The 13,711-nt window shown below is 36.6% G+C and carries 11 protein-coding genes, 1 rRNA gene and 2 pseudogenes; 9 read left to right on the top strand and 5 right to left on the bottom strand.

All coding sequences use genetic code 11. From position 1 onward, the window contains the following. From E0H87_RS09330 to accC, 4 genes are all read left to right on the top strand, one after another. Positions 1–1,329, top strand: a complete 1,329-nt coding sequence (locus tag E0H87_RS09330; protein WP_131323341.1) for a Y-family DNA polymerase — start codon at positions 1–3, stop codon at positions 1,327–1,329. Positions 1,330–1,566: 237 nt separating this feature from the next. Beyond that, entirely contained in the window at positions 1,567–2,016 is a 450-nt protein-coding gene (aroQ, locus tag E0H87_RS09325) for a type II 3-dehydroquinate dehydratase (protein ID WP_131323340.1), read from the top strand. A gap of 22 nt (positions 2,017–2,038) precedes the next feature. Beyond that, on the top strand, positions 2,039–2,461 hold the full coding sequence (accB, locus tag E0H87_RS09320) for an acetyl-CoA carboxylase biotin carboxyl carrier protein (RefSeq protein ID WP_131323339.1): 423 nt from the start codon (positions 2,039–2,041) through the stop codon (positions 2,459–2,461). Positions 2,462–2,478: 17 nt separating this feature from the next. Then, positions 2,479–3,849, top strand: coding sequence for an acetyl-CoA carboxylase biotin carboxylase subunit (gene accC / locus E0H87_RS09315; protein ID WP_131323338.1), 1,371 nt, complete (start codon positions 2,479–2,481; stop codon positions 3,847–3,849). 85 nt (positions 3,850–3,934) lie between these two features. Here the strand turns inward: accC and E0H87_RS09310 are convergent, their stop codons facing one another. Continuing rightward, on the bottom strand, positions 3,935–4,435 hold the full coding sequence (locus tag E0H87_RS09310) for a hypothetical protein (RefSeq protein ID WP_205677747.1): 501 nt from the start codon (positions 4,433–4,435) through the stop codon (positions 3,935–3,937). Positions 4,436–4,869: 434 nt separating this feature from the next. Between E0H87_RS09310 and E0H87_RS09305 the strand changes: the two genes are divergently transcribed. Then, the gene (locus tag E0H87_RS09305; RefSeq protein WP_319922777.1) at positions 4,870–6,096 is read left to right on the top strand and encodes a diguanylate cyclase; all 1,227 of its coding nucleotides are present in this window, start codon (positions 4,870–4,872) and stop codon (positions 6,094–6,096) included. Positions 6,097–6,131: 35 nt separating this feature from the next. Beyond that, positions 6,132–7,622, top strand: a complete 1,491-nt coding sequence (locus E0H87_RS09300) for an amidase (protein ID WP_131323335.1) — start codon at positions 6,132–6,134, stop codon at positions 7,620–7,622. On the opposite strand, the gene E0H87_RS09295 is transcribed toward E0H87_RS09300, so the two are convergent. Beyond that, positions 7,612–8,790, bottom strand: coding sequence for an MFS transporter (locus tag E0H87_RS09295; protein ID WP_131323334.1), 1,179 nt, complete (start codon positions 8,788–8,790; stop codon positions 7,612–7,614). The genes E0H87_RS09300 and E0H87_RS09295 overlap by 11 nt on opposite strands. Positions 8,791–9,118: 328 nt before the next feature. Here E0H87_RS09295 and E0H87_RS09290 point away from each other — a divergent pair, with 328 nt between their 5' ends. Together E0H87_RS09290 and E0H87_RS16190 are read left to right on the top strand one after the other, a co-directional pair. Continuing rightward, positions 9,119–10,927 (top strand): DUF4209 domain-containing protein, encoded by a 1,809-nt coding sequence (locus tag E0H87_RS09290; RefSeq protein ID WP_131323333.1) that lies wholly within the window; start codon positions 9,119–9,121, stop codon positions 10,925–10,927. 103 nt (positions 10,928–11,030) lie between these two features. Further along, positions 11,031–11,487: pseudogene (locus E0H87_RS16190) on the top strand (IS5 family transposase); the annotation flags it as partial. 178 nt (positions 11,488–11,665) lie between these two features. Here E0H87_RS16190 and E0H87_RS09280 read toward each other — a convergent pair. Next, positions 11,666–11,857: a hypothetical protein gene (locus E0H87_RS09280; RefSeq protein ID WP_131323332.1), complete on the bottom strand. Its 192-nt coding sequence runs from the start codon at positions 11,855–11,857 to the stop codon at positions 11,666–11,668. Between the two features lie 766 nt (positions 11,858–12,623). Between E0H87_RS09280 and E0H87_RS09275 the strand changes: the two are divergent. Further along, positions 12,624–13,106: pseudogene (locus E0H87_RS09275) on the top strand (IS5 family transposase); the annotation flags it as partial. A gap of 72 nt (positions 13,107–13,178) precedes the next feature. Here the strand turns inward: E0H87_RS09275 and E0H87_RS09270 are convergent. Beyond that, positions 13,179–13,376, bottom strand: a complete 198-nt coding sequence (locus E0H87_RS09270; protein ID WP_264757388.1) for a cupin domain-containing protein — start codon at positions 13,374–13,376, stop codon at positions 13,179–13,181. A 179-nt stretch (positions 13,377–13,555) separates the two neighbouring features. After that, positions 13,556–13,670: ribosomal RNA gene (gene rrf, locus E0H87_RS09265) — 5S ribosomal RNA — on the bottom strand. Positions 13,671–13,711: the final 41 nt, after the last annotated feature.

Below are 13,711 nucleotides of genomic sequence, written 5' to 3'. Positions count from 1 at the left end.
ATGGACAAGCTTTATCATCAAGAACTTTATGCACTGATAGACATTAACAACTGTTATGTCAGCTGTGAACGTGTATTTAACCCCAAATTGAATGATAAGCCTGTAGTCGTGCTCAGTAACAACGATGGCTGTATAATTTCGCGCAGCAATGAAGCCAAAGCCCTGAATATTTCTATGGCGGTGCCTTGGCACGAAATTGAACGGGACGCGGTAAAAGCTGGCGTACAAGTATTATCTAGCAATTATCCGCTCTATGCCGACATGTCACGTCGTTTTTTTGAGATTTTAGGCGAGCACTTTAATGATCAGGACTTAGAACCCTACTCGATTGATGAATGTTTTATACGGCTCACCAGTTACACACAAATGTTCGATATCGAACAATATTGTCGAGAACTGGTGAACAAAATTGCGCAATGGCTTGGCTTACCGTGTTGTATTGGAATCGGTTATTCCAAAACTCAGGCAAAACTTGCAAACCACTTTGCCAAGAAACGAAAGAGCTTTAATCAAGTCTGTTTTTTGCCCACATTGGACTTATGCAGCTTTGAAGGGCTACTGCTCGAAACACCTGTAGAAGAAATTTGGGGCATTGGACGAAAAATCAGTAAAAAATTACAGCATTATGCAATTCATAATAGCTTTGACTTAACTTTTGCCAATGAACATTACCTCAGTAAAGAGTTTTCTGTGCTTATTGCACGCACAATTCGTGAGCTAAAAGGTCAGTCTTGTATTGCATTAGATGATCCAACATTACCAGCAAAAAACATACTTTCATCTCGTAGTTTTGCCAAAGCACTGTCACAGAAGGAGATCATAAAACAAGCAATGATTTTTCATGTCAATTGTGTACATAAACGCCTTTTGCAACAACAGCAACTCTGCGCCAGCATCCATGTTTCTTTGTATGAAAAAATCCCTCAATCACCACATAAAAAAAGCCATTCACATGCCATAGGGTTGGAATATGCCAGTGATGATCTTTTAGTTTTAAACAAAGCCGCTCTTCAGCAAATCGATGTTTTATTTGAAGAAAATAAGAAATATGTGAAAGTTGCAATCATGCTTTCTGCTTTACATCCCAAAAGCCAGCATATTGATGATTTATGGCAACCCATCAACTTGATTCAACAGCGCGAAGAACTTATGGAAACTTTGTACAAAATGAAACATCGTTATGGTTCAGATTGCATACAAATTGGTTATCATTCCAACAGCACGGCATGGAAGATGAAACAACTACATCGCTCACCACGTTACACGACATGTTGGAATGAAATGTTAACAATTGATGATTCTCTATTCAGCCAAACGACTTGTAAGTGAGCTATTTTGGTCAATTGATACCTTAAAAGAAAATAACTGCTATATCGTAAATTTTGTCATTTTTTAACATTGCCAATTGTCAGCAAAGTTCGCAATATATGTCCCAAGTTCTGGCACATAACTTCTACAACAATTCAAAGAAAAATCAAAAGACTTGTAGGATATTATGCCATAATAAGCAAACTTTGCAGAGATCTTGCAAAGTAACATTGCAAACTTAGAATTGGAGCGTGCTGAATGAGTTCGACCATTTTGGTCATTCATGGACCGAATTTAAACTTACTAGGAAAACGAGAACCTGAAGTATATGGTTACTTGACCCTAGAGGATATCAATCAGCAACTCATCTCTCAAGCGCAAAAAGCATCAACAACGCTCAATACTTTTCAAAGTAATTGGGAAGGTGCCATTGTCGACCGAATTCATCAAGCGCAACAAGAAGGCGTACAGTTCATCATTATTAATCCTGCAGCACTGACACATACCTCAGTTGCAGTACGTGATGCCCTTCTTGGCGTAGCAATACCTTTTATTGAAGTGCATTTGTCAAATGTTCATGCCCGTGAAGCATTTCGACATCACTCCTATCTTTCCGATAAAGCCGTTGGCGTAATTTGCGGTTTGGGTGCTAAAGGCTATGCCGCTGCACTCGATTATGCCCTCGAAAAAATTCAACCATCTAAGTAATCATAATCAGGAATACTGTCTCATGGATATTCGTAAAATCAAGAAACTCATCGATTTGATGATTGAATCTGACTTACAAGCGATCGAAGTCAAAGAAGGTGATCAATCGATTGCATTGACTCGTCGTAGTCCAGTCGTTGCTGCAGCAATTCCTGCAATGCCAACTCCATCAGCTGGTGCTCCATCTGCACCAAAATCTGCACCACGTGGTGCAGTTGAAACTTCACCAATGGTTGGTGTGTTTTATGCAGCACCAAGCCCAGGTGAAGCAACATTTATTAAAGTGGGTCAAACGGTAACTGCTGGTGAAACTCTTGGCATTATTGAAGCAATGAAAATCATGAACCCGATTGAAGCAACTCAAAGCGGCGTAATTGAAGAAATTCTTGTGAAAAACGGTGAAGTGATCCAATTCGGTCAACCTTTATTCCGCTATCGCGCATAACACCACGGGGTCTCACAATGTTGCAAAAAGTTCTAATTGCAAACCGAGGTGAAATCGCTTTACGTATCACCCGTGCTTGCAAAACATTAGGAATCAAAACGGTTGGTATCTATTCTGATGCTGACAAAGACCTAATGCATTTACGTTTTTGTGATGAAGCTGTCTGCATTGGTCCAGGAGCGAGTAGCGAGAGCTATTTAAATATTCCTGCAATTATTACTGCAGCAGAAATTACAGGTGCAGATGCCATCCACCCTGGCTATGGCTTCTTATCTGAGAATGCTGAGTTTGCTGAAATTGTAGAAAACTCTGGCTTCATCTTTATTGGCCCACGCCCAGAACATATTCGCCTGATGGGGAATAAAGTTTCTGCAATTACCGCAATGCGTAAAGCTGGTGTACCAACCGTACCCGGTTCTGCAAATGCAGTAACACCACAAAATGCCCTTGCTGAAGCAAAAGAAATTGGCTTTCCACTGATTGTGAAAGCAGCTTCTGGTGGCGGTGGTCGTGGTATGCGTATTGTAGAACAGGTAGACACCCTACTTGAGTCTGTACAAGCAGCTCAACGTGACGCAGAAATGTGGTTTGGTGATGATACGGTCTATATGGAACGTTTCCTACAAAAACCACGTCACGTCGAAATCCAAGTTCTGGGTGATGGTAATGGTCATGCAATCCACTTATTTGATCGTGACTGTTCTTTACAACGTCGCCACCAAAAAGTGCTCGAAGAAGCGCCAGCACCAAACTTACCAGAACAAGCACGTGCAGACATTTTAGAAGCATGTGTGAATGCTTGTAAGCTTATGCAATACCGTGGTGCAGGTACATTCGAGTTCTTATTTGAAGATGGTGAATTCTTCTTTATCGAGATGAATACCCGTGTTCAAGTAGAGCACCCTGTGACTGAAATGGTGACAGGCATCGACATTATTGAGCAGCAATTACGTATTGCCGCAGGTCTTGGACTTGAAATTGCTCAAGAAGATGTTGAATGTAAAGGTCATGCAATGGAATGTCGTATCAATGCAGAAGATCCTACTACATTTATGCCTTCTCCAGGCAAAATTGAGCACTTCTATACACCAGGTGGTGCAGGCATTCGCTTAGACTCACATATTTATCAGGGTTATAGCATTCCTCCTTACTACGACTCAATGATCGCCAAGCTTATTGCACATGGTAAAGATCGTGAGACCTGTATTGCTCGTATGCGCCAAGCCTTAGATGAAATGATCCTAACAGGAATTAAAACCAATATTCCTTTGCACAAGGATTTAATTCTACAAGACAAAAACTTCTGCAAACATGCAATGGATATTCACTATCTAGAAAAGCATTTGTTGAAGCAACTTGAAGGTCAAGCTGAAAAAGCGGCGTCTTAATTAGGCAGTTTCTACTCAATAAAAAAGCCAGTCAATTGACTGGCTTTTTTATTCACTTATATAAAGTCATTTTCCAAAAAATAACTTATGGCAAGACACGACGCAAAGTGGCAAAGCACTGTCCTGCTTTTTCATTGTTACAGAAATTAATGGTCGTTGGATTTTTCCATTGTACAAAATACTGAGAAATTTCACCTGACTGGTCTTGCTTATACCCAGAACAGTCTGTTTCATTATTATCGTATTTCACCTGTAACATTAAAACAGGAAGTTGAGCCGCAACATCTTTCGAAGCCTGATAATCATAGATTCCTGTAGACCATTCTTGACCACTTTTAATAAATACATCGTTATTGCTTTTAAAATTATAGTATTCAATACATTTTTTATTATTTGGAATTTCCATTCCCCACAAACCTACAATTTCAGGTCGCGTCATAATACGAATCGTATTGGCACCACGATCTGCCTCATCTTGAGCATTTTGCGTTGCAGTAGAACCTTCATTTGCCATGCTCATTGTTGAACATAACATCAAGACCACTGTAAGATATGCTTTTTTCATATAGTTAATCAGCCATTGCATCCCTGCAAATACGTTATCATATTTTTAAGCAAAACCATCACTTATAACCATTTCACTACAATCTATTTGTATAATAAAATGCACTTTCATCATCGAGTACTAGCACTTTCGTATTCAAAATCTATAGAATGATTTCAAACAGCTTTTAAAATCAAAGCTAATATTGAGTTTACGTTTATTTTCTTCAATTGATCGAAAATCATAATGCTTAAATTAAGGATGATTATTTGCAAATGCAAAGCAAACAACTTATAACTCCTTCAATTCAACAACAATCATATGCTTTTTTAATCATCGCAATCGTAATTTTTACCTGCTGTCTAATCGGTATATTTACACGTCCAATCACTTTTTTGGCCTTATTATGGCCTGCTAACCCTATATTATTAGGGTTGTTCTTACGATTTCCAAAGCTCAATATCCTTGGAGGCTGGTTGGGTGCAATTACAGCCTATCTCCTTGCAGACTTGGTTACAGGCAATTCAATTGAAATTACACTGTATTTAACTATCTCGAATTTGATTAGTGTCTCCATCCCTTTAATTCTAGTCCATCACACAAAACTGGATTATCGTGACTATAATAAAGGCTTCAGCTTTCTATATTTATTCACCATGTGTACTTTAGGAGGCTGCCTACTAAGCGCTATTTTTGCAGTTCAAAGTATCACACATATCCCTAACAGTTTTATGTCCCCAGACCGTTTTTGGACTGAATTTGGTATGTGGTGGACAGGTGAAATTGTTAACTTTGTGACTTTCCTCCCCTTAATTCTTACATTCCCAACAAAAGAAGAAAGTCGGCAATGGATTTTTGAACTCTTTACTGAACCTCTAAAAACCAGTGATATTTTACCTTTTATCGCCATTATCATTTCAGTCGCTTTCACGCACATATTTTTTGGCCCAGGCTCACTACTTTATCCTCTAGCAGCCTTAATTTGGGCAGCACTGAGTTATAGATTATTCACTGTTGCTTTTATTAATAGTGTTGTCTGCATGGTGACCTATCATAGCCTAACTTATTTTTACTTATCCTCTTCATCCAATGCTTTCTTAAGCACAACCATATCTATTCGTATTGGGTTATGTATGCTTGGAATTGCACCGCTCATTCTGTGTGCAATTAGCCAAAATCGTCAAAAGCTTTATCGTCAAGTTCTCGACTATGCGAATCATGACAGTCTAACAAATACATTGAATCGAAGATATTTTCTGGAACAAAGTCAATTATTTATTCAAGAATCTCAGAACAAATCTGTAAGCATTTTAATGATAGATATTGACCATTTTAAGCAAATGAATGATCGATATGGTCATCATGTAGGTGATTTAGTCTTACAAGAGTTCGCAAAATTAGTAAAACAAAAAATTGGTTTTGATGACTTATTCGCACGTATTGGCGGTGAAGAATTCACTGTGCTAACGCTCAATACACCACTAAAAGAGGCAATTGAATTAGCTGAACGCATTCACCATAGCATCGAAACTGCTGTTTTAAATATTGAAAATCAGTTTCAAATTCAGATGACCATCAGTATTGGAATCGCACATCAAAGCTTGCCTTTATCTGGAACATTACAACAACTGATTGTTCAAGCAGACCAAGCCCTTTATAGTGCAAAAGCACAAGGACGAAATCAGATCATTATTTCGACTTAATGAATATAAGGCAGTAAATCTGGAGTAAAACAATAATGAAATTTTCGGAATATCAACAGTATGATGGTTTAGGATTAGCTGAACTGGTCGCTAAAAAAGAAGTTCATCCTCATGAATTGCTGCTCACAGCACTCTTAAGAGCTGCGGAAGTAAATCCCAAGCTAAATGCCATTACCATTCCAATGCATGATTATGCTCAAAAACGCTCTCAGCAATCTCTTCAAGGTCCCTTTGCCGGCGTTCCTTTTCTAGTTAAAGATTTATTCCAAGAGTTTAAAGGTTATCCGAGTACCTTTGGTAGTAAAGCATTTAAACGTGCAAATTATATTGCTCAAACCAATTCTGAAATTGTCAATCGCTGGGAAAAAGCAGGTATTGTGACGTTTGGCCGAACCAATACACCTGAATTTGGAATAAAAGGTATTACAGAACCAGAAGCTTGGGGAACCTGTCACAACCCATGGAATTTAAAGCACAATAGTGGCGGTTCTTCAGGAGGATCTGCATCGGCTGTTGCCGCGGGAATAGTGCCTCTCGCAGGTGCAGGTGATGGTGGCGGTTCTATTCGTATCCCAGCTTCTTATTGTGGTTTGTTCGGTCTAAAGCCTAGTCGAGGTCGAACACCGTGGGGGCCACATTTAAGTGAAGCCATGCATGGAGCAGCTATGCAACATGTGTTGACTAAATCGGTGCGAGATAGTGCAGCGATGTTGGATGCTACACATGGCGCTGAATTACATTCTCTTTTTTCAATTAAAACACCAGAACAAAACTATCTAGATATTATTCAACGCCCACCGAAGCAGCTCAAAATTGCCTATAGTGTGAAATCTCCTATAGGAACCAAAGTTTCTAGTGAAGCAGAAGCAGCCATTTTACATACTGCAAAGTTACTCGAATCTTTGGGACACATTGTGGTAGAGGCCCAACCTCCCATTAATGGCATGTCATTAGCGAAAGACTTTATCACCACTTGGTTTAGCCAGTTTGCCTATACCATTCAAGAAACACGGTCTCAACTTAATATTCAAAATGATGATTTTGAACTGGATTCATTGGCTTTGGCTGCATTTGGTGAAACCACAACAGCATTACAATATATTCACAACCTTAATAATTGGGGCCAATATGCAGCACAAATGAATCATTTTTTTGAACAATATGATTTATATCTCATTCCATCAACTGCGACCACAGCACCTAAAAATGGTGAGATTAAAACACCTCTATGGCAAAAACAATTGTTAAAAGGTCTACTCAAAATAGGACAAGCACATCGACTCGCAGAAGGAAAATTGATTGAGAAAATCATTAAAGAAAATCTGAAGTGGGTACCATTCACCCAATTAGCCAATATTACAGGCTTACCCGCAATGTCCGTTCCACTTTATTGGAATAACAATCAACTTCCCTTAGGCTCGCAATTTGTTGCACCATTCGGACGAGAAGATCGACTTTTACAATTGGCACAACAATTGGAACAAGCACAGCCTTGGGCAAAAAAATATAGTGAAATTAAGATTTAAGCTCAGCTAAATGGTCTTTCTGTATTTTATTGGGCAATCCCGCAACAAAAATTAAGCCCATAAATACAGAAAGTCCAGCAATCATAAAGACATGTTCACCTGAAATTTCAGTCCAGTATTTACCAGCCAATAAACTCCCCGAAGCGACACCTAATCCCCACATTGTGCTATAAAGTGCCTGTCCACGTCCCTGCTGTCCAGACATAAAATTTTCAAAGATAATGCGCATGGCAATCATATGAAAAAGACCAAAACTAAAAGCATGAATCGTTTGAGCGAATAATTGCATCAAAAACATATTCGGGAAAAAACCAACCAATAACCATCGAACACCCGTCAGTATCAAACAAGTGCTCACTAAGAAACGCCACGAGAATTTTTTAAGAAAGATATTGGCAAAAGCAAACATAATAATTTCTGCAATCACACCAATCGCCCATAAAAATCCAATTTCTGTGGTTGAATAACCAACCTGCTTAAGATAATTACTATAAAAACTATAAAAAGGTGCATGTGATAGCAACATAATAAATTCAATAATGAAAAAGGATGCGACTACTGGTTTTTTTATAATTGGCCATAGTGGTTCAAGTTGTTTCTGTGATTTTGGTGCACTTTTAGGCTCATGAATAGTAAATGACCACAAGAAAGCTAAAAATGAGATGCAGAGTAATAAAATGGGTAGCATAGATATAGGAATTATTTCTAATAATGCGCCTATACAAAATACACCTGCGATAAAACCTATAGACCCCCATTTTCGAACTTTGCCATATAACTCCGCTCTTTTTTCCCCCAACCAAAATAGTGTGACACCTTCAAATTGCGCCAAAATTGCATTTTGGAAAAAACTGAAAATCAACATTAGTAAGGCAATCGACTGAAAACTATTTGGTATGATAAAAATTAAAAACCATATACACGCTTCCATCCAAGTCGCGATTCTGACCAATAACATCCGTTTACCAGACTTATCAGCCACCCACCCCCATATAAATGGTGCAAAAAAACGAGTGATAATTGCTATTGATGATAAAACACCAATTTCTTGAAAATTAAAGCCTTGATCTTCTAAATAAAGGCTCCAATACGGCATGAATGTCCCAACAATACAATAGTAAAAGAGGTAGAAACCACCGAGTTTAGTTGTCATTGGAAGGGTTAGCATTGGGTAGTTTTCTCTAGTATTTACAATAGTTTAAAATTTTTTAAAGTTGTATCCGTTTGTACCTGCAATGCTTGATTAGGAGATAAAAGGTATACAAAATAGTATACAAATCTTTTTTAAGAAAATTATTTCAAAATTTGTATACTTTAAAAAATATGCCATATTTTATCACTTTAGATGTAAGCCACTACATAGAAAATATGAAAGACTGGCTCTATGTTTACATCAAATTTTTGCTCAGCGTATGTGAGCCTTTTCACGAGTACCTAGGCTGGTCTCTTGGTTTGAAACATAATTTTATAGTGTTAAGTAAGGTATATAGCTAATTATGAATAATTCAATCAATTTAAGTAAGCAAGCATTTGTTGACTGTAATCTGAATAGAATCAAACCAGAGAATGATTATTGCAATTTATCATTAATGCGCAACTTAGATATTGAAGCAAACGAAATGGAAAAAGCTGGAAAAATTGATTGCTCAACAGCCCTTAGATTTTTGTCAAAAATTGCATCAATGTCTTTAGCCCCAACTAGTATTAATATTCCTTATCGCCCCATGTATGAGAATCATCTGAATGGTACTAAAACTTTTGATCTCGAAAATCTGAATCAAATCGAATTGCTTTTCATTGCAGAAATTTTAGATGATGTCGATAACTCTTATCTTAAAGCAAGGCTTGCCGACTTATTATGGCTACTTAATAAGCCAAGAAATCCAATCCATGCAAAAATTGCTATTGATAATTATGCCCTACCAGAAATAAATAAAGATACTTGGCTTAAAGGGGTAAATGACGGAGTAGAGCGCGCTATAAGGCTTTGCATACAAATTAGAGATTCAGAACGTTTAGACGGAATCATTATTAAGTTGCATTCAGCCCTGTCTCAAGATAATCCAGATTACAAATTTTTAAATTTATGGATTGCTAATCTACTGGATAAATTAAACATCGATCATGAGATCAGAGGGGAAATTGCAGCTAGATTAAAAGACATCGCAAATTCACTTAAAGAAAATAACGATTTTAATTCTGCGAGTTCTTACTACAAACTAGCTGCTAAAAAATTCCAACAACATTCAAATATTTCGGAACAAATTGAATGCCTTATATTAGTAGCAGAATGTGCAGAATTTGAAGCTGATAACAGAGCTAATAACAACTTAGTTGCAAACTCATTTTATGAAGAAGCTCTTCAAGAATACCGAAAAATCCCAAAAAGCCACAGAAAAGCCTATGGAGTTGAAAATAGAATTCTACAAGTACGAAGTAAGATAACATCAACTGGTCAAGCTGCAGTTGAAGAGATGGCAATCTTTCAAACAGATTCAATTGATATTTCAGAAATTGTTCTATCAGCCACTAATTACGTGACAGGAAAACAGAATGCATTTACAGCTATACTTTTTTTTGTGGGGTTAGCATCTGAGCCAAATTATGAACAAATTTTAAAGTCTGCAAAAGAATCCGTGAGTCAGAGTTTTTTCGCTAGCCTTTTTGGTGGTCGCCATTTGAGCAATGATGGCCGCTTAATCGCTAAAACACCACCTTTGGATATGAAGGCTTTTACGGAAGATACTTTAACTGATAACTCACTTCGTCATCAAATTCAGATGCAATTCTCAATTCAAATGGAATTTGATGTTAAGGGCGCAATACTGCCGGCATTGCATCAGTTATGTTTAGAGCATAGATTTACTAAAGATTTATTTATCAGTATATGTAAAGAATCCCTATTGGTCCCTGATGATAGGGTTTACTTAACTGCAAATGCACTTTGGCTGGGCTTTGAAAGAGAATTTGGTCTAGCATTGCATTTGCTCTGTCCTCAACTAGAACACTTTGTGCGACTAAAATTAAAAGATGCTGGTGCTCATACAAGCACCATCGGTTCTGATGGGATCGAGACTGAAAATGGGTTAAGTACGATTATGGATTTACCTGAAGCAGATTCCGTTTTTGGCAAAAACTTATCTTTTGAAATTAAAAGTCTTTTTACAGATTCATTGGGCTTTAATCTTCGAAATCAAATTGCTCATGGATTGTTGGATGATATAAATGCCTCACATTCAGTCGCTTCAATTTATGCATGGTGGATGATGTTACGTATGGTAATTAAATCAATTCCAATTAGATAAAGTGGTATAGAAAGGGCTTTGTTGCACAAACCTATCTCTAAAGGCTTATTCCACAATATAATTTTCAAATGAATAAGCCTACACCTAAAATTTATCGTACAACCAATTACGGGCAGTTCAGCTCACGACTAACAATGTGAGTGATTCACATGTACTTGGTAATTTACTCGATCAGATTCCATCTGTTGAACAAATTGATTCTTTATACCGATGGAGCTTACGACACAAAACAATGCCGTCAGGTCATTGTAGATCGGCAAGCACAAGCAGTGATTCCACCTAGGAAAAATGCGAAGCCATGGAAAGATAAAAGGATTTACTCGGTAGAGCGCAATGAGGTACTACGAACAGTTAAGCATTTAGGAAGAACAATATGGAAAAATTAGTCAGGCTATCATCGCAGAAGTCTGGTAGAAGCCGAGATACATTGCATCAAATTATTGGGGGACAAACTCAGTGCGAGAAACTTTCAAAGCCAAGTCAATGAGATGCATGCACGAGTAGCTGTCTTAAATAAATTTACGGATTTAGGTAGACCTCACACCCGAGTTGTATCTTAAATTCAGATAACTTAGGTAAATTTTAATTTTTAAATCTTTGTACAACAAAGCCATAAAGAACTACTCCTCTTCCACATTGAATACACAATTAAGTATGGCGAACTGCAATATAAAAGAGGATTAGCATCCAAAGCCCCCAAATTATTCATAAAAAACCACCTGAGGTGGTTTCTATAATTTAGTAATAGCTAGGAAGCTCTGCGCCGATTCTTTCAATAAATTTCTCTTGCTCGTTCAGATTCTTGAATTTTAACCTTTTTACACTACCCACATTAAAATGTATTACAACAACAAAAGGAGATTCACTCTTAATTTCCATATATTGAATTAAATCTGTATTGACAATTACGTCATTTACACCAATCAGCATCCTGACACCACAAGTAAAAAATCGCCTATATAGTAATAATCATAAAATATGAAATCTAGAGAAAGAACATAGATTAATTGAACGATTAGTTCATGATCAAATCACTTCAAAAAATTAAAATTAATTTATAAAATTCAGAAACTTGAAGTACATTAATAATATTAATACTATAAATGTAAATAAATCATTTGTTTTTTATAAAAAAATATATTTAGAGCCTCAAAAATAAATTATTAAAATAAAAAAAACCTACAACTTGGGGAAGATGCAGGCTGGTAACTAGAGGACTAGTTAAAATGGAGAACTATTTAATCCGACTATTTTAATATGATTAAAACTAAATAATATTGGCATTATGTAACTATTTTAATAAAATTGTCACATAAATTTATATAATACATTTCGATTCCACGGAACAACTGTTTGAAATCGAAGAATAAAATCTAACTAAATGATTTAAACTGCAGTATTTATTTAAAAATTATAGCTTTACAACATATTCAACGTAAAATAAAAAAATTAAAAATTATATTAATATCAGCAACACAAATTAGATATCATTGGAGTTTGTTGACATTAGCTGTACAAAAAATCGCTAAAATTAAATTTATTCATACATTAAGGAATTTAATTCTTATTTCTATCTACTATCTAAATTTTTAGTAGTTCCGATTATTCAATAACAAATTTAAGATGACTTACTTAGAACTGGTAGAGTGGAATGAGTGGTAGAGTTATATAAGAATATGCATCTGAGTATTCATATCTAGAATGGGGGTTTATTGACGCTCCTCATATTCGAGCTCATCAACATTCCATAGAACTCAAAAATCAAGCTATTTCTAAGAGTGTAGGTGGAAACAGTTCTAAGATTCATTTAGCAATAGATTGAATTGGCAACCCAATTCATTTTTTAACTCATGATGTGAAAGTCCTTCCTACATTGATTGATCAAATAGACTTAAAAGATACGGATGTTCTCTATGCTGATAAGGGATATGACTCGAAAGCACTGAGAGAACCAATAGAAAAAACAGTAACCAAGGTAAATATTCTAAAGAAATCTAATACCCTATCCAACAATGATTATATCGATTGGTATTTATATAAAATCAGACACTTAGTTGAGAATACATTTGCAAGACTCAATCAATTTATTAAAGGCATTGCTACACGCCATAACAAACTAAAGCAGAACTACGAAAATTCAGTTGCACTAACCTGTATATTTATTTGGTTGCCAAAATAGAATATCAACAGCCGCTATATAGCAAACTTACTAACTTTACCACCTCAATAAACGAGCTTGTCGTGTAATGACTTAAGACTTGTAAAAAATAGCTAGCCAGATGGTGATTTGATTTGGATCGGTCCATAGCACCTTGTGTTTAACATGTGCAGGGATATTTATGTAATCGCCTGTAGACAATTCACGCTTTGAACCATCCTCAAATTCTAAAGTTGCTTTTCCGTCAACAATCATGACCCATTCATTCTCATCCTGATCATACCAACCTATATCAGGAGAACTATGCCCTTTAGAAATGATACGCTCTATTCTGATTGTTGAAGCATGAATAATATCTTCTATATTTTAATAATTTTCTATATTTATCAGGATCTGTGTGGAAATAAAGTATTATTTTCCAGATAGAGAAACACCCCCTGATCTGATGACCAGGGGGTGTTTGAATAATGAGCTGGCGATGACTTACTCTCACATGGGTAACCCCACACTACCATCAGCGCTAAGAGGTTTCACTTCTGAGTTCGGGAAGGGATCAGGTGGTTCACTCTTGCTATTGTCGCCAGCACAACTGTTTATGACTATTGGTTATGGTCTTATTTACACAT

The organism is Acinetobacter sp. ANC 4178 (genome assembly GCF_004331175.1).
Lineage (GTDB): Bacteria > Pseudomonadota > Gammaproteobacteria > Pseudomonadales > Moraxellaceae > Acinetobacter.
This window is presented reverse-complemented; position numbering and strand designations above follow the sequence as displayed.

Coding starts and splice junctions, on each gene's coding strand:
- E0H87_RS09330 (WP_131323341.1), top strand. CDS start 1: ATGGACAAGCTTTATCATCAAGAACTTTATGCACTGATAGACATTAAC.
- aroQ (WP_131323340.1), top strand. CDS start 1,567: ATGAGTTCGACCATTTTGGTCATTCATGGACCGAATTTAAACTTACTA.
- accB (WP_131323339.1), top strand. CDS start 2,039: ATGGATATTCGTAAAATCAAGAAACTCATCGATTTGATGATTGAATCT.
- accC (WP_131323338.1), top strand. CDS start 2,479: ATGTTGCAAAAAGTTCTAATTGCAAACCGAGGTGAAATCGCTTTACGT.
- E0H87_RS09310 (WP_205677747.1), bottom strand. CDS start 4,435: ATGCAATGGCTGATTAACTATATGAAAAAAGCATATCTTACAGTGGTC.
- E0H87_RS09300 (WP_131323335.1), top strand. CDS start 6,132: ATGAAATTTTCGGAATATCAACAGTATGATGGTTTAGGATTAGCTGAA.
- E0H87_RS09295 (WP_131323334.1), bottom strand. CDS start 8,790: ATGCTAACCCTTCCAATGACAACTAAACTCGGTGGTTTCTACCTCTTT.
- E0H87_RS09290 (WP_131323333.1), top strand. CDS start 9,119: ATGAATAATTCAATCAATTTAAGTAAGCAAGCATTTGTTGACTGTAAT.
- E0H87_RS09280 (WP_131323332.1), bottom strand. CDS start 11,857: ATGCTGATTGGTGTAAATGACGTAATTGTCAATACAGATTTAATTCAA.